Source organism: Pseudomonas sp. OV226 (genome assembly GCF_003148705.1).
Lineage (GTDB): Bacteria > Pseudomonadota > Gammaproteobacteria > Pseudomonadales > Pseudomonadaceae > Aquipseudomonas.
Map to the genome: position 1 here is coordinate 249,900 of NZ_QGGS01000001.1, position 19,481 is coordinate 269,380.

The 19,481-nt window shown below is 59.8% G+C and carries 14 protein-coding genes and 2 riboswitches; of the genes, 7 read left to right on the plus strand and 7 right to left on the minus strand.

The genetic code is table 11. The features are described from left to right. Positions 1–68 precede the first annotated feature (68 nt). Positions 69–1,142: an ABC transporter substrate-binding protein gene (locus tag C7534_RS01360; protein WP_046027460.1), complete on the plus strand. Its 1,074-nt coding sequence runs from the start codon at positions 69–71 to the stop codon at positions 1,140–1,142. Here C7534_RS01360 and C7534_RS01365 read toward each other — a convergent pair. Together C7534_RS01365 and metH are read right to left on the minus strand one after the other, a co-directional pair. After that, complete coding sequence (locus tag C7534_RS01365) at positions 1,139–1,357, minus strand: DUF2970 domain-containing protein (protein ID WP_046027459.1); 219 nt, start codon at positions 1,355–1,357, stop codon at positions 1,139–1,141. The genes C7534_RS01360 and C7534_RS01365 overlap by 4 nt on opposite strands. A 130-nt stretch (positions 1,358–1,487) precedes the next feature. Next, positions 1,488–5,198 carry a methionine synthase gene (gene metH / locus C7534_RS01370; protein ID WP_109784704.1) on the minus strand — a complete coding sequence of 1,237 codons (3,711 nt, stop codon included), beginning with the start codon at positions 5,196–5,198 and terminating at the stop codon, positions 1,488–1,490. Positions 5,199–5,353: 155 nt separating this feature from the next. Here metH and C7534_RS01375 point away from each other — a divergent pair, with 155 nt between their 5' ends. Beyond that, a complete protein-coding gene (locus C7534_RS01375; protein ID WP_109784705.1) occupies positions 5,354–7,651 on the plus strand; it encodes a fatty acid cis/trans isomerase in 2,298 nt (765 codons plus the stop codon). A 197-nt stretch (positions 7,652–7,848) separates the two neighbouring features. Continuing rightward, positions 7,849–8,433 (plus strand): Fe-S biogenesis protein NfuA, encoded by a 585-nt coding sequence (gene nfuA, locus C7534_RS01385; RefSeq protein ID WP_046027456.1) that lies wholly within the window; start codon positions 7,849–7,851, stop codon positions 8,431–8,433. Between the two features lie 170 nt (positions 8,434–8,603). On the opposite strand, the gene cobM is transcribed toward nfuA, so the two are convergent. The 4 genes from cobM to C7534_RS01405 all read right to left on the minus strand — a co-directional run bounded on the left by cobM (position 8,604) and on the right by C7534_RS01405 (position 10,756). After that, complete coding sequence (gene cobM, locus C7534_RS01390; protein ID WP_109784706.1) at positions 8,604–9,350, minus strand: precorrin-4 C(11)-methyltransferase; 747 nt, start codon at positions 9,348–9,350, stop codon at positions 8,604–8,606. Between the two features lie 82 nt (positions 9,351–9,432). Beyond that, positions 9,433–9,846, minus strand: coding sequence for a cobalamin biosynthesis protein (locus C7534_RS01395; protein WP_109784707.1), 414 nt, complete (start codon positions 9,844–9,846; stop codon positions 9,433–9,435). Further along, positions 9,843–10,550, minus strand: coding sequence for a CbtA family protein (locus C7534_RS01400; RefSeq protein WP_077430253.1), 708 nt, complete (start codon positions 10,548–10,550; stop codon positions 9,843–9,845). The genes C7534_RS01395 and C7534_RS01400 overlap by 4 nt, the downstream gene beginning before the upstream one ends. A gap of 11 nt (positions 10,551–10,561) precedes the next feature. Beyond that, positions 10,562–10,756: a CbtB domain-containing protein gene (locus tag C7534_RS01405; protein ID WP_046027452.1), complete on the minus strand. Its 195-nt coding sequence runs from the start codon at positions 10,754–10,756 to the stop codon at positions 10,562–10,564. A gap of 122 nt (positions 10,757–10,878) precedes the next feature. Next, positions 10,879–11,106: riboswitch (cobalamin riboswitch) on the minus strand. A 177-nt stretch (positions 11,107–11,283) separates the two neighbouring features. After that, positions 11,284–11,495: riboswitch (cobalamin riboswitch) on the plus strand. A 103-nt stretch (positions 11,496–11,598) separates the two neighbouring features. Here C7534_RS01405 and cobW point away from each other — a divergent pair. The 4 genes from cobW to C7534_RS01425 all read left to right on the plus strand — a co-directional run bounded on the left by cobW (position 11,599) and on the right by C7534_RS01425 (position 18,342). After that, positions 11,599–12,666 carry a cobalamin biosynthesis protein CobW gene (gene cobW / locus C7534_RS01410; RefSeq protein ID WP_046027450.1) on the plus strand — a complete coding sequence of 356 codons (1,068 nt, stop codon included), beginning with the start codon at positions 11,599–11,601 and terminating at the stop codon, positions 12,664–12,666. Positions 12,667–12,669: 3 nt separating this feature from the next. Next, positions 12,670–16,527, plus strand: a complete 3,858-nt coding sequence (gene cobN, locus C7534_RS01415) for a cobaltochelatase subunit CobN (RefSeq protein ID WP_109784708.1) — start codon at positions 12,670–12,672, stop codon at positions 16,525–16,527. 142 nt (positions 16,528–16,669) lie between these two features. Continuing rightward, positions 16,670–17,668: an ATP-binding protein gene (locus tag C7534_RS01420; protein WP_109784709.1), complete on the plus strand. Its 999-nt coding sequence runs from the start codon at positions 16,670–16,672 to the stop codon at positions 17,666–17,668. Next, positions 17,650–18,342 carry a vWA domain-containing protein gene (locus C7534_RS01425; RefSeq protein WP_223524853.1) on the plus strand — a complete coding sequence of 231 codons (693 nt, stop codon included), beginning with the start codon at positions 17,650–17,652 and terminating at the stop codon, positions 18,340–18,342. The genes C7534_RS01420 and C7534_RS01425 overlap by 19 nt, the downstream gene beginning before the upstream one ends. 59 nt (positions 18,343–18,401) lie before the next feature. On the opposite strand, the gene C7534_RS01430 is transcribed toward C7534_RS01425, so the two are convergent. After that, the gene (locus C7534_RS01430; RefSeq protein WP_109784710.1) at positions 18,402–19,466 is read right to left on the minus strand and encodes a ComEC/Rec2 family competence protein; all 1,065 of its coding nucleotides are present in this window, start codon (positions 19,464–19,466) and stop codon (positions 18,402–18,404) included. Positions 19,467–19,481 lie beyond the last annotated feature (15 nt).

Below are 19,481 nucleotides of genomic sequence, written 5' to 3' on the forward strand. Positions count from 1 at the left end.
TAAACCCCGTTTTACGGAACTTCACTGGCTATAATGCGCGGCGGAATTTCCGGGGGCTCGGACGTTAAATGTTGAAGTTTTTCTACACCTTCCTGCTGGCGTTTGGCGCGATTTACGGTCCGACTGCGCGTGCAGAGTCGGTGCTGTTCCTGAGCCCCGGCACCACCCAGGAAGCCTTCTGGATCAGCTACGTTCAATTCATGCAAGCCGCCGCCAAAGACTTGGGCATTGACCTGAAAATTCTGTATGCCCAGCGCATGCCTGAACTCACGGTGGCGCAAGCCCGGCTGGCCCTCCAGGGTCCTGATCGCCCGGACTACCTGGTTTTCGCCAATGAACAGTACGTCGCCCCGCAAATCCTGCGCCTGGCTCAAGGCAGCGGGGTAAAGCTGTTCATGGTTAATGCGTCGCTGACGGCCAATCAGCAGAGCCTGCTGGGTGAGCGTGAGGACCAAGTGGGCAGTCTGGTGCCTAACGACGAGGAGGGCGGTTACCTGATGCTCAAGGAACTGATCCGCCAGCACCCGCGGGCAGTGCCCGGCCAGCCCATCGAGTTGCTGGCGTTCTCGGGGCTGAAAATTACCCCCTCGGCGCAACTGCGCGAGCAAGGGATGATGCGCGCCTTGGCCGAACACCCTGAAGTGCGTTTGCGCCAATTGGTTTACAGCGGCTGGAACCGGGAGCGGGCCTATGAGCAGGCGAAGCTGTTGTTCCGGCGTTACCCCAAGGTATCCCTGGTGTGGTCAGCCAATGACGAGATGGCGTTTGGCGCGATGCAGGCGTTCGAGGAAACCGGTGGAAAACCCGGCAAAGATGCGTTGTTCAGCGCAATCTCTGCGTCTCCCGTCGCGTTGCAGGCGATGATTGACGGTCGTCTGAGCGTGCTGTTGGGCGGTCACTTCACGTTGGGTGGCTGGGCGTTGGTGCAGTTGCATGATTATGACAGGGGCGTCGACCTCGACCGGTACGGCGGCCGTGACCGACAGATACCGTTGTTGCAACTGATCGACAAGGCGCAAGCCAAGCGAATGCTGGCCATGGGGGCAACGCCGGACTACGGCGTGAACTTCCGTCGACTCTCAGCCAAAGGGCGACCGACGTCCTACCGCTACCCGTTCACCCTGCAAACACTGATGCGCTAGACCCCGGCCAGATGCACCACCAGTTGCACGATGCCGTACAGGATCAGCGCGAACACCGTTGTGAACAAAATCCCCAGAATCACGAAATGACTCGGTTTGCCGTGAGTGAAATCCCGGGCCCGGTTCTTCCCGCTCTGCACCCCGAACGCTGCTGCCATGACGCTGTGCAGCATTTGCCAGAAGGTTGGCGGCTTGTTGTCGACTGGATCGTCCATACATCCCCCGTCATTTATGTTTGAGCCATAAGCATAGACCTACGGCGGACACAAACAACTGTGGGAGCGAGCAGGCTCGCTCCCACAAGGGAATCACTGCTGGCCACAGTATTGTGGCCAGGTAGCTGACTTAGTTGTCGTAACCGAGGTTAGGTGCCAACCAGCGTTCGGTGACGCTCAATTCCTGGCCTTTGCGCGAGGTGTAGCTCTGCACCTGATCCTTGTCGATCTTGCCCACGGCAAAGTACTGCGCCTGCGGGTGAGCGAAGTACCAGCCACTGACCGCCGCTGCCGGGAACATCGCGTAGTGCTCGGTCAGGAACACACCGCTGCGACCGGCCTTCAGCTCTTCGGCTTCCGGGTCCAGCAGTTTGAACAACGTGGATTTTTCGGTGTGATCCGGGCAGGCCGGGTAGCCGGGTGCCGGGCGGATGCCGGTGTATTGCTCTTTGATCAGCGCCTCGTTGTCGAGCGTCTCGTCCTTGGCATAACCCCAATAGTCTTTACGGACCTGTTGGTGCAGCCATTCGGCGCAGGCCTCGGCCAAACGGTCGGCCAGTGCCTTGACCATGATCGAGTTGTAATCGTCGCCCGCGTCTTGATAAGCCTTGGCCACTTCTTCGGCGCCAATGCCCGCGGTGGTGATGAAACCGCCCACGTAGTCGGTCACTTCACTGTCTTTGGGCGCGACAAAGTCGGCCAGCGAGAAGTTCGGTTTGCCGTCGGTCTTGATGATTTGCTGGCGCAGGTGATGCAGCTTGGCAATCGCCTTGCCGTCATCGCCGTAGACTTCAATGTCATCTTCACGCACCTGGTTGGCCGGCCAGAAGCCAAACACTGCGCGGGCACTGATCAGCTTTTCGTCAATCAACTTGGCGAGCATTTCCTGGGCATCGGCGTACAGCGAGGTAGCCGCTTCGCCAACCACTTCGTCTTCGAGAATGCGCGGGAATTTGCCGGCCAGGTCCCAGGAGATGAAAAACGGCGTCCAGTCGATGTATTCGGCCAGGACTTTGAGGTCGATATTGTCCAGCACTTTGGAGCCGGTGAACGTCGGTTTGACCGGCGCGTAAGTGCTCCAGTCGAACTGCGGCTTCTTGGCAATGGCTGCCGGGTAGCTCAGGCGTTCGGTGCGGGCACTGCGGTTGGCCGTGCGTTCGCGAACGTCGATGTATTCCAGGCGGGTTTTCTCGACGAATGCCGGTTTCAGTTCCTTGGACAGCAATTGTGTCGCCACGCCCACGGCGCGGGAGGCGTCCGTCACGTAGATCACCGCGTCGTTGCTGTACTTGGGTTCGATTTTTACCGCCGTGTGGGCTTTGGAGGTGGTCGCGCCCCCGATCATCAACGGCAGGTAGAAGTCCTGGCGCTGCATTTCGCGCGCGACGTGGACCATTTCATCCAGCGAAGGCGTGATCAGGCCGGACAGGCCGATGATGTCGCACTTCTGCTCTTTGGCCACTTGCAGGATTTTTTCCGCTGGGACCATCACGCCGAGGTCGACGATGTCGTAGCCGTTACAGCCCAGTACCACGCCAACGATGTTCTTGCCGATGTCGTGCACGTCGCCTTTTACCGTGGCCATCAGGATCTTGCCCTTGGCTTCTGGCTTGTCGCCTTTTTCCAGTTCGATGAACGGGATCAAGTGCGCCACGGCCTGCTTCATGACACGGGCGGATTTCACCACCTGGGGCAGGAACATTTTGCCGGCGCCGAACAGGTCGCCGACGATGTTCATGCCGGACATCAGCGGGCCTTCGATCACTTCGATCGGGCGGGCGAACGATTGGCGAGATTCTTCGGTGTCTTCCACGATGTGGGTGGTGATGCCCTTGACCAGCGCATGCTCCAGACGCTTGTTGACCGGCCAGCCGCGCCATTCTTCGGTCTCGGCTTCCTTGACGCTGCCGTCGCCTTTGTATTTGTCGGCGATGGCGAGGAGGGCGTCGGTGCCTTCCGGGGTGCGGTTGAGGATCACGTCTTCGACGGCATCGCGCAGCTCTTGCGGGATCTGGTCGTAGATCTCCAGCTGGCCGGCGTTGACGATACCCATGGTCAGGCCGTTGCGGATCGCATACAGCAGGAACACCGAGTGAATCGCCTCGCGCACCGGGTTGTTGCCACGGAACGAGAACGACACGTTGGACACGCCGCCCGAGGTCAGGGCATACGGCAGTTCGTCGCGGATGTAGGCGCAGGCATTGATGAAGTCCACAGCGTAGTTGTTGTGTTCTTCGATACCGGTGGCCACGGCGAAAATGTTCGGGTCGAAAATGATGTCTTCCGGCGGGAAGCCCACTTCGTTGACCAGAATGTCGTAGGAACGTTTGCAGATTTCCTTTTTACGCGCTTCGGTGTCGGCCTGGCCGGCTTCGTCGAACGCCATTACGACCACCGCGGCGCCGTAGCGCTTGCACAGCTTGGCGTGATGAATGAACTGCTCGACGCCTTCTTTCATGCTGATCGAGTTGACGATGCCCTTGCCCTGAATGCATTTCAGGCCGGCTTCGATCACTTCCCATTTGGAGGAGTCGATCATGATCGGTACGCGGGAGATGTCTGGCTCGCCGGCAATCAGATTGAGGAAGGTCACCATGGCCTTCTTCGAATCGAGCATCCCTTCGTCCATGTTGATGTCAATCACCTGCGCGCCGGCTTCGACCTGCTGCAGGGCGACTTCCAGGGCTTCGGTGTAGTTGTCTTCACGGATCAGGCGGGCAAATTTTGCGGAGCCGGTGATGTTGGTCCGCTCGCCGACGTTGACGAACAACGAGCTGCGATCAATGGTGAACGGTTCCAGGCCCGACAGACGGCAGGCCTTGGGGATCTCCGGAATTTCACGCGGTGCGTAACCGGCCACGGCTTTGGCGATGGCTTCGATGTGGCCCGGGGTGGTGCCGCAGCAGCCGCCGACGATATTCAGGAAGCCACTTTGAGCGAACTCTTCGATGACCTTGGCGGTGTCCACCGGCAACTCGTCGTACTCACCGAATTCGTTCGGCAGGCCGGCGTTCGGGTGCGCGGAAACGTGGGTGCTGGCCTTGTTCGACAGCTCTTCCAGGTACGGGCGCAGTTCGCGGGCGCCGAGGGCGCAGTTCAGACCGACCGAGATGGGCTTGGCGTGCGCCACGGAGTTCCAGAACGCTTCGGTGGTTTGCCCGGACAGGGTTCGGCCAGAAGCATCGGTAATGGTGCCGGAGATCATGATCGGCAACTCGATGCCCAACTCTTCGAACACACCTTGCACGGCGAAGATCGCGGCTTTGGCGTTCAGGGTGTCGAAGATGGTTTCGATCAGGATCAGGTCGGCGCCGCCTTCGATCAGGCCTTTGGTGGACTCGGTGTAGTTCACCACCAACTCATCAAAGGTCACGTTGCGGTAGCCAGGGTTGTTCACGTCTGGCGACAACGAACAGGTACGGCTGGTCGGGCCCAGTACGCCGGCGACGAAGCGCGGCTTGTCCGGGGTTTCGAGGGTCTTGGCGTCGGCCACCTTGCGGGCCAGGCGTGCGCCTTCTACGTTTAACTCGTACGCCAGGCCCTGCATGCCGTAGTCGGCCAGGGAAATCTGGGTGGCATTGAAGGTGTTGGTTTCCAGGATGTCGGCGCCGGCGTCCAGGTAGGCTTTTTCGATGCCACCAATCACATCCGGGCGAGTCAGCACCAGAAGGTCGTTGTTGCCTTTGACATCGCTTGGCCAGTCAGCAAAACGTTTGCCACGGTAATCCTGCTCTTCGAGCTTGTAGCTCTGGATCATCGTGCCCATGCCGCCATCGAGAATCAGGATGCGCTCTTTGAGGGCGTGCTTGAGAGCTTGAAGGCGAACACTGCGATCGGACATTTGGACTACTCGGAAAGACCATGACGAAGGGGCCGGATCATAGCAAACCTGTGCGCTTTTAGAGCATGCCCCGATTTTGCATGAATATCGTTCATGTTGGACAGGGTGCCTGCCCGGTAGAATCGCGGCGATTTTTCAAGATTGGGACCAGGGATATGTCGTATCGCGTCATCACCAGCATTTTTATGCTGCTTCTAAGCTGGGACGCCGCGGCGCAAGGTCCGGCCATTTCCACCGCTATTTCCTACAGCCGGGACATCCAACCGATCTTTACTGAAAAGTGCGTGGCCTGCCATGCCTGCAACGATTCCGCCTGTCAGCTCAACCTGGGCAGTGGCGAAGGGGCGGCACGTGGCGCGACCAAAGTGCCGGTCTACGATGGCGATCGCCGAACGGCCGCAGCACCGACCCGCCTGTTTTACGATGCCTTTGGCAAGCATGCCTGGCAGCAGAAGGGCTTCTTCCCCGTGCTGGACGCTCAAGGCAGTCAGGCTGCGTTGATGGCGCGGATGCTTGAGCTGGGCCATAAAACCCCCTTGCAGCCCAATGCCAAATTGCCGGACGAGATCGTGCTGGGTCTGAACCGGGAAAACAGCTGCGCCATGCCAGCGGAGTTCGACGGCTATGCCCGTTCACATCCCAAAGAAGGCATGCCGCTGGCGGTCACCGGCCTGACCGACCAGCAATACCAGACGCTGCAGCGCTGGCTGGCCTCGGGTGCGCCGATTGATGAACAGGGGCTGGTGCCGAGCGCGAAAGAAGCGTTGCAGGTGGTGCAGTGGGAAAACCTGCTCAACGCCCCCGGCTCCCGGCAAAGTCTGGTGGCCCGCTGGTTGTTCGAGCACTGGTTTCTTGCCCATCTCTATTTCAAGGACGGCGAGCCAGGGCACTTTTTCCAGTGGGTGCGCTCGCGTACGCCCACCGGTCAGCCGATTGACCTGATCAACACACGCCGTCCGAATGATGACCCGGGTACTCAGGTGTATTACCGCTTGTGGCCGGTGCAGGGTGTGATTGTGCAGAAAACCCACATCACCTATCCGCTGAGTGCGGCGAAGATGGCGCGGGTCAAAAGCCTGTTCTATAGCGGCAACTGGCAGGTCAACGCCTTGCCAGGCTACGGGCCGGAACGGCGGGCCAATCCGTTCGATACCTTCGAAGCTATTCCGGCGCAGGCGCGCTACCAGTTCATGCTCGATAACGCCGAATACTTCGTGCGCACGTTCATTCGTGGCCCGGTTTGCCGTGGGCAGATCGCCACGGATGTGATTCGCGACAACTTCTGGGCGCTGTTCCAGGCCCCTGAGCACGACCTCTATATCACCGACCCGAATTACCGCGGCCAGGCCACACCGTTACTGGCCATGCCGGGTCAGAATGACGATGTCGGTAGCGTCTTGAGCCTGTGGCATGGCTACCGCGACAAGCGTAACGAATACGAAGCGCTGCGCCGGGACAATTACGCCGACGCACCGGCGCCTAGCTGGTCGACCTTGTGGGCGGGGAATGACAACGCGTTACTGACGATCTTCCGCCACTTCGACAGTGCGTCGGTGAACAAAGGCTTGATCGGCGATGTGCCGCAAACCATGTGGCTGTTCGATTTTCCGCTGCTGGAGCGCACCTACTACCAATTGGCGGTGAACTTCGACGTGTTCGGCAACGTTTCCCACCAGGCCCAGACCCGCCTGTACTTTGACCTGATCCGTAACGGCGCCGAACAGAACTTCCTGCGCCTGATGCCGGCCGACTCACGGGACGGCTACCTCGACGATTGGTACCAGAACAGCGGCAAGTTCAAGATGTGGCTGGACTATGAGTCCATCGATGACGACAAACCGACCGCGCTGAAACTCGACGAGAAAGACCCCAAGCGCGATTTCGCCATGCAGTTGCTGGCCCGTTACGGCGAACTCAATGCCAACCCCGATCCGATCAACCGGTGCAATGGTGCGTATTGCTCGCGGCCGAATATCGACCCGGACTTGCAGGACGCCGAACAAGTATTGAGTCGCCTGACTTCGCGCCCGGCAGCCGGCTTGAGGGTCATCGACCAGTTGCCGGAAGCAACGATGTTGCGTATCGAAACGACGAGCGGCAAACGCGTGGCCTACAGCCTGTTGCGCAACCGTGCGCACAGCAATGTGGCGTTCCTGCTCGGTGAATCTTTGCGCTACCAGCCGGGGCTCGACACGTTGACCATTTACCCGGGTGTACTCAGCAGTTACCCGAACTTTATGTTCAACATTCCGGCCGACCAGGTCCCGGCGTTCGTCGCTGCAATGGAAAACGCCAAAGACACGGATGATTTCGAGAAAATCGTCGAACGGTGGGGGATTCGTCGCAGTCATCCGCAATTCTGGTTCTATTTCCACGACCTCAGCCGTTACGTCCACGAAACCGACCCGGTGGAAGAGGGCGTGCTGGATATGAATCGCTACGAGAATCTCTGAGCCACTGCAATTCCCTGTGGGAGCGGGCTTGCCCGCGAAGAGGTCGTCACATTCAACATAAATGTTGAATGACCTGACGCGTTCGCGGGCAAGCCCGCTCCTACAAGGGATCACCATTTCTTTCCTGACAAAAATACTAGGACTTTGTGCGGCGCGATGATTGGCGTAAACTGCGCCCAAGCCTGCGAGGAGTTTCCATGACCGCTATAACCATTACCGACGCCGCCCATGATTACCTGGCTGACCTGCTTTCCAAGCAGAACACCCCGGGTATCGGTATCCGCGTCTTTATCACCCAGCCTGGCACCCAGTACGCCGAAACCTGCATTGCCTACTGCAAGCCGGGCGAAGAAAAACTTGAAGACACGGCGCTGGGGCTCAAAAGCTTCACCGCTTACATCGATCACTTCAGTGAAGCCTTCCTGGACGATGCGGTGGTCGACTACGCCACCGACCGCATGGGCGGCCAACTGACCATCAAGGCGCCAAACGCCAAAGTGCCGATGGTCAATGCCGACAGCCCGGTTAACGAGCGTATCAATTACTACCTGCAAACCGAGATCAACCCGGGGCTGGCGAGCCACGGCGGTCAGGTCAGCCTGATCGATGTCGTTGAAGACGGTATCGCCGTTCTGAAATTCGGCGGTGGTTGCCAGGGCTGTGGCCAGGCGGACGTGACCCTGAAGGAAGGCATCGAGCGCACGTTGCTTGAGCGTATTCCTGAGCTCAAGGGTGTTCGTGACGTCACCGACCACACGCAGAAAGAAAACGCCTACTACTAAGGTGTTCGCTGCGAAATGAAAAAACGGCACCCGTGAGTGCCGTTTTTTTATGGGTGGAGTTCGCTGGCCCCTTCGCGAGCAAGCCCGCTCCCACATTGAATCTCCCGCGAAAACAAATTTTGTGTACGACGAAGATCAAATGTGGGAGCGGGCTTGCTCGCGAAGAGGCCCTATGGGCGATAGAGATGCGCATGCCCCGCGCGATACAGCGACGAGGCGCTGAACTGGTCACTCCCCAATACCCGCCCGACCAAAATCAACGCCGTGCGCCGAAATCCCTTCGCTTCAACCTTCCCGGCAATGTCCTCAAGTGTCCCCACTACCCAATCCTGATCCGGCCAGGTCGCCCGGTGGATCACCGCGATCGGGCAGTCCGCGCCGTAATGCGGCAGCAGTTCAGCGAGGATTTTCTCCAGGTGATTGACGCCCAAATGAATGGCCATGGTCGCCCCATGTTGCGCCAGGCTGCCCAGTTCTTCGCCAGCCGGCATGGCTGTCTTGTCCGCGTAGCGGGTCAAAATCACGCTTTGCGAAATGTCCGGCAGGGTCAGTTCCGCCCCTAAAAGCGCCGCGCACGCCGCTGTCGCCGTTACGCCCGGTACGATTTCAAACGGAATGTCGAGCTCACGCAGGTAGCGAATCTGTTCGCCAATCGCGCCATACAGGCTCGGATCGCCGGAATGCACCCGTGCCACGTCCTGGCCCTTGGCGTGGGCGGTTTTGATCAGTTCGATGATCTGTTCCAGGTGTAATTCGGCGCTGTTGACCACCTGTTCGGCGCGATGGCCTTCCAGCACGGCCACGGGCACCAGGGAGCCGGCATAGATGATCACCGGGCAGCTGCGAATCAGCCGTTGGCCTTTGACCGTGATCAGTTCCGGGTCGCCGGGGCCTGCGCCAATGAAGTAGACGGTCATCGTCGGTTCCTGTGAGAAAAGGGGCAGGGCAACGGCTTCAGATGAAGATTGCTCATGATCGAATGCGCGATTACCAGGGATTTTACGCAGCGCCGGCCAATGCCAGGGTCGCCTGAGCGTATTTTTGTCGGGATATCAGCAACTTCGCTGGCGCCTGGGCCAATTGTTCGGCCAATGCCAGGGCAGCACTTTCCGCTACGCCATAACAGCCCGTGCGCTCGAAGGCGATGTCTGAACGATGGGTGAGTTTGGTGTGATAGCAGGCCAATTGTTCACTGCTGAAAAACAACAACGGCAACTCGAGTTGTGCGGCCAGCTCGACCAGACCCGACTCGTCGCGTTTCAGGTCGATGCTGGCCAGGGCCTTTATTTCGTGAAGTCCGACTTGATGAGCCTGTAACGCCTGATCAAGCAATGCCCGCAGCGTGCTGGCGGGGCAGCCGCGCTGGCAGCCCAGGCCGACCACTAACGTCGGCGCTGTGCGGGTCTCTGTCATGCGTGGTATTGGCCATCGTTTTTGCGTCGGAACAACCAGGCACTGATCAGGCCCAAGGCCAGCCAGAACGCCACGTTGGTCAGCTGCGAAGCGATTTTGAACTGCGCTTCCAGGGCTTCCGGCGCGAGCATCGAATGCACTTCCGGCTGAGGTGCGCCGATGACATGTGGAGTGGCCAGAATCGCCGCGCCCAGCACTTTCATCAGCCAATGACGGCTGAACACGATCAGGGCGATGCCGGCTGCTGTGGACGCCGCCGTGCCGATCCACCAGATCTGCCGTTGTGCCAGATCGGCTGCGGCAGTGCCCGGCAATTCAGGTGGCAGGCCGAGGGTCGGTGCGAGGACGAACGTCGCGTAACCGGCCAAGCCCCAGAGCAGACCTTGTGCGGTGCTGTTTGGCGCCCGCAGGGTATAGAGACCGGCAAGCATCAGGGCAAAACCGACCGCGACCACCAGGTTGCCGCCGGTGGTCGACAGCACGCGCTGCCAGCCGTCTTCCGGCTCCCAGGCTTCGGCGTCGTGGGTATGAGCGGCCATGGCGCCGTCGGCGTGTTCATGGGGTTGAACCACTGCCGGCTCGGCTTTTTCGTAGGTTTCGGCCTGAAGGATCAGCGGTGCCACCCAGAAACTTTGCAGCAGGGTCAGCAACAGGGCGGCCAGCAACCCGGTGAAACCTGCGGTTTGCGCAATACGCTTGATCATTTGGGCAGGTCTCAATGGCACGGGAACGCAGAGCTGTGACGGGTATCGTGCGCGGCGTTGTGCACCGCTTCTATGTGCGAGAAACCGGCGAAATAGACAAGGCACGCGCCCAGGATCGACGCACACACGGCGGCGGTCAGGCGTTGGGTCAGGGTTGTGGTGGTGCTGGCGGTGCTGCTGGAGCCGGTGCTGGTGATGATCGACATGGCGCGCTTCCCTCTGGTCTGTCAGCGGGTGAATAGAGCGCATGGAAAACCCCTGCGATTCGGGCTCGCAGACGTTCAAACAGCGCCCGCCCACCGCGGGTTTGTTGTTCCGTGACCGTAAGGGTCACTGTGTGTTGCGGGCCGGTCTCCGGGCTCACGAGGGGCGTTGGCTTTCGCCGTGGCCTGCAAACATCACCTTCCCATGCCGAACTGCTGGCACAGTGGATTTGATGCTTCGCTCGCTTACCGTTGCGGGGGCAGCACCGGACTGACATGGCTTTGAGTAAAGCACATGATTCACCGGTTTCCCGTTTCACCCTGTGAAGGGCACCCGTAACAAGGCGTGTAGGAGAGCATGGGCGGGGGTTGGCCGTCAATTGGCAAGGGTTCTCAACTCGCCTTTGTGTCGACGCTATCGCGGGCAAGCCTTGCGCCTACAAGACCGCCCTAATCCTGTAGGAGCAAGGCTTGCCCGCGAAAGCGTCCTGATGGCCGCCACAAGACATTGACCCGCTCCCAAGCGATGCGTAGCCTTGCGCTTTCGAGGTTCTTCGGCGTTTGTCGAAGCTAAGAAGGGAACGCGGTCAATGCCGCGGCTGCCCCCGCAACTGTGAACGGTTCAGTTTCTGCCATGCCACTGCATGCGCCAGCCATGGCGCGAGCGGGAAGGCGCAGCAACCGCCAGTCAATCGACTGGCCAGCCGTCAGCCAGGAGACCTGCCTCGACACAGATTCTCACTTTCAACCGGGCGGGGTGATCCGGTGGCGAACTCTTCAGGCATGCGCGTGCGCGCTGCCGGTCGTCGTCCCGTATGCCCGCCACCAAAGCCAAAGGGCATCCGATGAAAACACTGGCCAAACTCCCCGTCACCATCGTTACCGGTTTCCTCGGCTCGGGCAAAACCACGCTGCTGCGGCACATGCTCGACAACGCTCAGGGCCGTCGCATCGCGGTGATCGTCAACGAGTTTGGCGAGCTGGGCATTGACGGCGAAATCCTCAAGCAGTGCTCCATCGGCTGCACCGAAGAAGAAGCCAACGGTCGCGTTTATGAGTTGGCCAACGGCTGCCTGTGCTGCACGGTTCAGGAAGAATTCTTCCCGGTGATGCGCGAACTGGTTGCCCGTCGCGGCGACCTCGATCACATCCTCATCGAAACCTCGGGCCTGGCCCTGCCAAAACCGTTGGTTCAAGCCTTCCAATGGCCGGAAATCCGCAGTGCCTGCACCGTCGACGCGGTCATTACCGTCGTCGACAGCCCGGCCGTGGCCGCCGGCACCTTTGCCGCGTTCCCGGATCAGGTCGACGCCCAGCGTAAACTCGACCCGAACCTGGACCATGAATCGCCGCTGCACGAGCTGTTCGCCGACCAATTGGCCAGCGCCGACCTGGTGATCCTCAACAAGGCCGACCTGATCAGCCCTGAAGACCTGGCCCGCGTGCGCCTTGAAGTCGCTGAAGAATTGCCGCCGGCGGTCAAAGTCATCGAAGCCAGCAGCGGTCGCCTACCGCTGGACGTGCTGATCGGCCTCGGTGCCGGCTCCGAAGAGCACATTGACAGCCGTCACAGCCATCACGACCATCACCACGACGGTGATGACCATGACGACCACGATCACGATGCGTTTGACTCGATCTCCCTCGAACTGCCGCAAGCCGACGAAAGCCTGCTGCTGGATGCGCTGACCCAACTGGTGGTCAAGCACGGCATCCTGCGTGTGAAAGGCTTCGCCGCGATCCCCAACAAACCGATGCGTTTGCTGATTCAGGGCGTGGGCACGCGTTTCGACAAGCACTTTGACCGTCAGTGGGGCGCCGATGAGGCGCGGACCACGCGCTTGGTGTTGATCGGTCAAGACCTGGACGCCGCGCAACTCGAAGCGCAGTTGCGCGCCGCGCTCAGCGTTTAAGCCATGCACCTGCTCAGGACCCAGCCCGGCGGTTTCGTGTCGGACGACAACATCGCCGACCTTGGACAAACCCCCGCCGAGCTGGTGATCCTGTGCAGCGGCGATTCCAGCCTGGCGCTGCTCGCAGAAGCCGCGCAGCAATTGCCCGATGATTATCCCAGCGTGCGCCTGGCCAACCCGATGCAGGTGCAAAACCATGCCTCGGTCGACCTGTATGTCGACGAAGTGCTGCGGCACGCCAAGGTGATTCTGATTTCGCTGCACGGCGGCATCGCCTATTGGCGTTACGGCATCGAGCGGCTGGTGGAGCTTTCCCAGCGGGACGTGCAACTGATTCTGGTGCCGGGTGATGATCGCCCGGACCCGGAACTCAGCGACCTGAGCACCGTGGCGGCCGGCGATCGCGACCGGCTCTGGCAGTTTTTGCGTCAGGGCGGCATGGGCAATGCCCTGGATTTTTTCCGCTGCCTGGCCACTCAATGGCTTGGCCGCGATTACGCCTGGGCCGAGCCCCAAACCCTGCCGCGCACGGCGATTTACCATCCGAAAAAAAGCCCCGCAGCCCTGAAAGACTGGCAAGCCGATTGGCACGCCGATCAACCGGTGGCGGCGGTGTTGTTTTACCGCTCGCATTTGCAGGCGGCCAATACCGGTTTTATCGATGTTTTCTGCCAGCGTTTGCAGGCGGCGGGGTTAAATCCCTTGCCGATTGCCGTGGCCAGTTTGAAAGAGCCCGGCTGCCTGACGGTGGTCGAGGATTGGCTGGATGAAGTCGAGGCGGGGGTGATTTTGAACACCACCAGTTTCGCCCAATCCAGCCCCGAAGCGCCGCACCTGCGACCGTTTCGCCGCAACATCCCGGTGATTCAGGCGATTTGCGCCCAAGACAACGAGCCCGGATGGCGCGCCAGTGAGCAAGGCCTCGGCCCGCGTGACCTGGCGATGCACATCGCATTGCCGGAACTGGACGGCCGCATCATCAGCCGCCCGATCAGCTTCAAGGACTTGGCGTGGCGCAGCGAGCGCAGTCAGTCGGACGTCGTTTGCTATCGTCCTCAACCCGAACGCATGGATTTCGTCGCCGAACTGGCGCGGCGCTGGATCGATCTGGCGCGGCTGGCGAACAGCGAAAAACGTATCGCCCTGATTCTCGCCAACTACCCGACCCGGGATGGGCGCATCGGCAATGGCGTCGGCCTCGATACCCCGGCCGCCGCGTTGAATATCTTGCGTGCGCTGCAGGTCGAGGGTTATCCGCTGTCGGCCGAGTTACCGGACAGCGGAACGGCGTTGATCCAGCAATTACTCGGCGGGGTCAGCAACGACCTCGATACCCTGGATCAGCGTCCCTGCCATCAAAGCCTCACGCTGGACGAATACCGGCAGATGTTCGACGCCTTGCCCGAGGCCAACCGCCAAGCCGTGCTGGAACGCTGGGGCACGCCCGAAAGCGATCCGATGTGCCGTGGCGGACGAATGATGATCGCCGGCCTGCGCTTCGGCCTGACCTTCGTCGGCATTCAGCCGGCGCGTGGTTATCAGGTGGACCCGAGCGCGGTGTATCACGACCCGGACCTGGTGCCGCCGCACGGTTATCTGGCGTTCTACTTCTGGCTGCGCAACACCTACGGGGCCCACGGCGTGATTCACGTCGGCAAGCACGGCAACCTCGAATGGTTGCCGGGCAAAGGTGTCGGGCTCTCGGAAAACTGCTGGCCGGACGCATTGCTCGGGCCGCTGCCGAACATTTATCCGTTTATCGTCAATGACCCGGGCGAGGGCGCGCAGGCCAAGCGCCGCACTCAAGCGGTGATCATCGATCACCTGATGCCGCCGCTGACCCGCGCTGAAACCTACGGACCACTGCGCAATCTCGAATTGCTGGCCGACGAGTATTACGAAGCGCAACTGCTCGATCCGCGTCGTGCTCGGGAATTGCAGCGCGACATCCTGCAACTGGTGCGCGACACGCACATTGATCGCGAACTGCAACTGGACGAAAAACTCGACAGCGATGCCGACGCAGCGATCTGGTTGCCGCGTCTGGACACCTATCTGTGCGATTTGAAGGAATCGCAGATTCGCGATGGCCTGCACATCTTTGGCGAGTCACCGACCGGGCGCTTGCGCATCGACACCTTGCTGGCCTTGCTGCGGATTCCCCGTGGCGATGGTCGTGGTGCGCAATCCAGTTTGCTGCGAGCGTTGGCCAAAGCGTTTGAGTTGGGTTTCGATCCGCTGGATTGTGCGCTGGCCGAGCCGTGGACCGGGCCTCGTCCAATTGAACTGCAACTGATGAACGATGAACTCTGGCGTACGGCGGGCGATACCCGTGAACGACTGGAATTGTTCGCCGCACAACTCATCTCGCAAACATTGAGCACCGAGCGCGGACTCTGTGGGAGCGAGCTTGCTCGCGATGCGGTTGAACATTCAACATTGATGTCGATTGACCCACCGCTATCGCGAGCAAGCTCGCTCCCACAGGTTCCGCGCTGGGCAGAAGTGCAAGCCATCCTCGACAGCCTGCGCGAAGTCGTCGCACCACGCCTTGACGCCTGCGGCCCAGCCGAAATGCGCGGTCTGCTCGACGCCCTGAAGGGCCGCTTCGTTCCCGCCGGCCCCAGCGGCGCACCCAGCCGCGGCCGTCTGGACGTGCTGCCTACCGGGCGCAACTTCTATTCGGTGGACGTGCGCAACCTGCCGACCACCACCGCGTGGCGCATCGGTTTCCAGTCGGCCAACCTGATCCTTGAACGACATCTGCAAGACCACGGCGATCATCTGCGCCAACTCGGTTTGTCCGTGTGGGGCACCGCGACCATGCGCACCGGCGGCGACGACATTGCCCAAGCCATGGCGCTGATGGGCGTGCGTCCGGTCTGGGCGACCGGCAGTCAGCGGGTCGACGATTTCGAGATTCTGCCGCTGAGCTTGCTCGACCGCCCGCGTGTGGACGTTACCTTGCGCGTCTCCGGTTTTTTCCGCGATGCCTTTGCCAACCTGATCCGCTTGTTCGACGCCGCGGTGCAAGCGGTCGCCGCGCTGGATGAGCCCGACGACCTGAACCCGTTGGCGGCCAAAGTGCGTGCCGAACGTGAAGCGTTGATGCAATCGGGGCTGGATGAAGACGCTGCGAATCGTCAGGCCGGTTGGCGAATTTTCGGGGCCAAACCCGGTGCGTATGGTGCCGGCGTGCAGGGCGCCATCGACGGGCGTCTGTGGCAAAGCCGCGAAGATCTGGCCGAGGTATACCTGAACTGGGGCGGCTATGCTTATGGCGGCTCGGACGAAGGTACCGCCGCTCGCGAACAATTCGCCCAGCGCCTGAGCCAGGTGCAAGCGGTGCTGCAAAACCAGGACAATCGCGAGCACGACTTGCTCGATTCCAACGATTATTACCAGTTCCAGGGCGGCATGCTCGCCGCCGTAGAAAGCCTCAGCGGTGAAGCCGCGGCCAGTTACCACGGCGATCACAGTCAACCGGACTTGCCGAAAATCCGCACCTTGAAGGAAGAGCTGAACCGGGTGATTCGTTCCCGGGCGGCCAATCCAAAGTGGATCGACGGGGTCAAGCGTCACGGCTACAAAGGCGCGTTTGAACTGGCGGCGACGGTCGACAACCTGTTTGCGTTCGACGCCACTACGCAACTGATTGACGATCACCAGTACGCGTTACTGGCCGACGCTTATTTGCTCGATCCGGCAACTCGCGATTTCGTTCGCGATCACAACCCGCATGCGTTGCGAGACATGACCGAACGGATGCTGGAAGCGCAGCAGCGAGGGATGTGGAAGGAACCGGGCGAGTATCGCGAGGCGCTGGAGAATTTGTTGTTGGATATAGAAGAAGATTCATGAGGGCATGATCGTTCCCACGCTCTGCGTGGGAATGCCTCAACGGACGCTCCGCGTTCGGCTCTGGGGACGCAGAGCGTCCCATGCTGCATTCCCACGCGGAGCGTGGGAACGATCACATCACCGACCACACACGAGACCCGACATGACCGACACCCCGCATTTCCCGTTATCCGCCGTGGTCGGCGCCGACGACTTGAAGCTCGCCCTGTACCTGACCGCCATCGACCCGAAAATCGGTGGCGTACTCATCGAAGGCCCTCGCGGCATGGCCAAATCGACCCTGGCCCGTGGTCTGGCAGATCTGCTCGCCAGCGGTCAATTCGTCACGCTGCCGCTGGGTGCAACCGAGGAACGACTGGTCGGCACCCTCGACCTGGATGCGGCGCTGAGCGATGGCCGTGCGCAATTTTCCCCCGGCGTACTGGCCAAGGCTGACGGCGGCGTGCTCTATGTCGATGAGGTCAATCTGCTGCCTGATCACCTCGTGGACCTGTTGCTTGACGTCGCCGCCAGCGGCACCAACCTGATCGAACGCGACGGCATTTCCCATCGGCATTCGGCGAAATTCGTACTGATCGGCACCATGAACCCGGAAGAGGGCGAGTTGCGTCCACAACTGCTCGATCGCTTTGGCCTTAACGTTGCGCTCAGCGGCCATACCGCACCGACCGAGCGTGGTCAGATCATCCGTCGACGACTGGATTTCGACAGCGATCCGCAACAGTTCTGCGCGCAGTGGGAACATCAACAGCAGGCGCTGCGCGAACGCTGCGAGAAGGCCCGTAGTCTGTTGGCGAGCATCCCCCTCGACGATCAAGCGCTCGCACTGATTACGGAGCGCTGCTTTGCCGCCGGGGTCGATGGCTTGCGCGCCGACCTGGTCTGGCTGCGCGCCGCCCGCGCCCATGCCGCATGGCAAGGGGCGAACGCGATCACCGAGGACGATATCGACGCCGTCGCCGACTTCGCCTTGCGTCATCGTCGCCGCGAGCAAACACCGCCGGCACCGCAATCCAGTCAGTCACCGTCTGCGCAACCTCCCAACCCGAGCGAAGGCCAGGGCCAATGGGGAGACATGCCGGCCCAGGCGTCGCCGGTCGGCGCCCGCCGTGAAGTGCCGAGCTGGCCAAAAAAGCCTTAGGCATTCGCCCTCGATCTGATGCGGGGGCGAATGCCAGACCCCGCGCAGGACGGCTGGACAACGGCAAGCAAGGCAAGCGTCACGCCGCACGCAGCGGCTCGATCAATTGGCCCGGAACCTTGCTCAACGGCCGGCCACGTCAATGCAGCGATGTACTGTTCCATCTGCGCACGCGAAGCGCCCATGAATTGTGGCTGGTGATCGTCGATGCGTCGGCCTCGACGCGGCGTCATCAAGCATTAAGCGATGCCAAGGGTTTGCTGGCGCAATTGTTCGACGATGCCTATCGCCAACGTGCGCGACTGGCGTTGCTGACGGCCAGCGGCAATGTGCCGAAATGGCAGGTGCAAGGCTTGAAAGCCTCCAGCGGTTTGCGTACCTGGCTTGACGGGCTGGGTGCAAGCGGCGGCACGCCAGTGTTGGCGGCGCTGGAAGAGGCAGGGCGTTGGCTGGTGGCACGGAAAAAACGCTTCCCAGCGGAGCAGCAGCGAGTGTTGCTGCTGACCGATGGACGATTGAAAGAGTGGTCAGTTCTGCCTGCTCTGGATTGTCCCATTTTGCTGGTGGATATCGAAAGAGGAGCGATTCGACTAAACCGGGCTAAACGGTTGGCAAGTGACTTGTGTGCCACTTATTTGCATATCGATATCCCGGAATCCCCCATTGTTTTCTGAGGGTAAATGTTCGGGGCGACACCACTGATGGGCGATCAGTGGTGTGGGGACTCGCAGATCTAAATAAAGTTAATCAGCCCATCCAAAATGGAACCGGTAGCTTGGGTTTTGATGGTTACGGATTTTTTTACTACTTCGTTAGTGTAGTAGCAATTAACTCGGTGTCGATCGAGCAAATCGATTACTTCGTTGTGTGGGTGTGGGGCATTCGAAGTGCCGAATTTTCGGTTGTTATGGCTGATAATTGCATGATCAGGTTTAATGGCGAGCATTGCGTTGTTGGAAATATTTTCTCTACTGCCATGATGTGGGACTTTTAGAAATCTCGCAGATATGTCGGTTTTTTCTTCGATCAGCCGTTCAAATACCGAGTTGTCTGCATCACCTGTAAATAACCAGTCGCCGCTGTCGTGCTGGTGTTTGAATACAATGCTGGCTCGGTTGGAGTTCAACTTTACGTGCCGGGAGACGTAGTAATCTATATTGTTTTTTGAGGCGCCGGCGAGTGACTCACTGAGCGTGATGAAAAATAAATGCACGAATTTTCGCGCAAAGAACCCATACTCCAATTGGCTTTCGATGTGGCGTTGCAAAACCAGTGGTGAGACATAGTTAATTATTTCTTCTCTCGGAAGCTCTATTCCATATTCCGAAAGTATAGTCAGCGCTTGTTCGATGGACGTTTCGGAGGTTGGGAAGTCGTCGAAAATTTTTTCGGGGTGGCGAGGGGGGTTCAATATGGTTGCGTGGGTGCACAAAGTATCTCCCTGTGCGACCAACTGCGGGTGCAAGGTGCTGATCAACTTCCAGTTCGGCTGTTTAAGTTTTTCAGTGGTGTGTTTTTTTAGATAGCCGTATATTTTTGTTATTTCAGGAAGATAGTAGGGGATATAAGTGTGGAAAATTTCTATTTTTTTTGACTTTAATAGTCGCGGAACCCCACCGATATGATCTTCGTGTGAGTGGGTGATTAGTAACCGATAAATACCTGGGCTCAGTATGTTTTCAATATTCGCCTTGGCGGGACCTGTGTCTATTAGAAGCGGTGGATCGCTTAAATCACAACCTTGTCCTGGATTCAGAATAAAGGCGTCGCCTTGACCTACGTTTATTACAGTTAGCATTGTGAACACTCGGCT

What these genes read in the sequence shown, in the direction of transcription:
- C7534_RS01430 (WP_109784710.1), bottom strand. Translation starts at nt 19,466, where the DNA reads ATGCTAACTGTAATAAACGTAGGTCAAGGCGACGCCTTTATTCTGAAT.
- C7534_RS01420 (WP_109784709.1), top strand. Translation starts at nt 16,670, where the DNA reads ATGACCGACACCCCGCATTTCCCGTTATCCGCCGTGGTCGGCGCCGAC.
- C7534_RS01375 (WP_109784705.1), top strand. Translation starts at nt 5,354, where the DNA reads ATGTCGTATCGCGTCATCACCAGCATTTTTATGCTGCTTCTAAGCTGG.
- C7534_RS01405 (WP_046027452.1), bottom strand. Translation starts at nt 10,756, where the DNA reads ATGTCGATCATCACCAGCACCGGCTCCAGCAGCACCGCCAGCACCACC.
- metH (WP_109784704.1), bottom strand. Translation starts at nt 5,198, where the DNA reads ATGTCCGATCGCAGTGTTCGCCTTCAAGCTCTCAAGCACGCCCTCAAA.
- cobW (WP_046027450.1), top strand. Translation starts at nt 11,599, where the DNA reads ATGAAAACACTGGCCAAACTCCCCGTCACCATCGTTACCGGTTTCCTC.
- C7534_RS01400 (WP_077430253.1), bottom strand. Translation starts at nt 10,550, where the DNA reads ATGATCAAGCGTATTGCGCAAACCGCAGGTTTCACCGGGTTGCTGGCC.
- cobN (WP_109784708.1), top strand. Translation starts at nt 12,670, where the DNA reads ATGCACCTGCTCAGGACCCAGCCCGGCGGTTTCGTGTCGGACGACAAC.
- C7534_RS01395 (WP_109784707.1), bottom strand. Translation starts at nt 9,846, where the DNA reads ATGACAGAGACCCGCACAGCGCCGACGTTAGTGGTCGGCCTGGGCTGC.
- cobM (WP_109784706.1), bottom strand. Translation starts at nt 9,350, where the DNA reads ATGACCGTCTACTTCATTGGCGCAGGCCCCGGCGACCCGGAACTGATC.
- nfuA (WP_046027456.1), top strand. Translation starts at nt 7,849, where the DNA reads ATGACCGCTATAACCATTACCGACGCCGCCCATGATTACCTGGCTGAC.
- C7534_RS01360 (WP_046027460.1), top strand. Translation starts at nt 69, where the DNA reads ATGTTGAAGTTTTTCTACACCTTCCTGCTGGCGTTTGGCGCGATTTAC.
- C7534_RS01365 (WP_046027459.1), bottom strand. Translation starts at nt 1,357, where the DNA reads ATGGACGATCCAGTCGACAACAAGCCGCCAACCTTCTGGCAAATGCTG.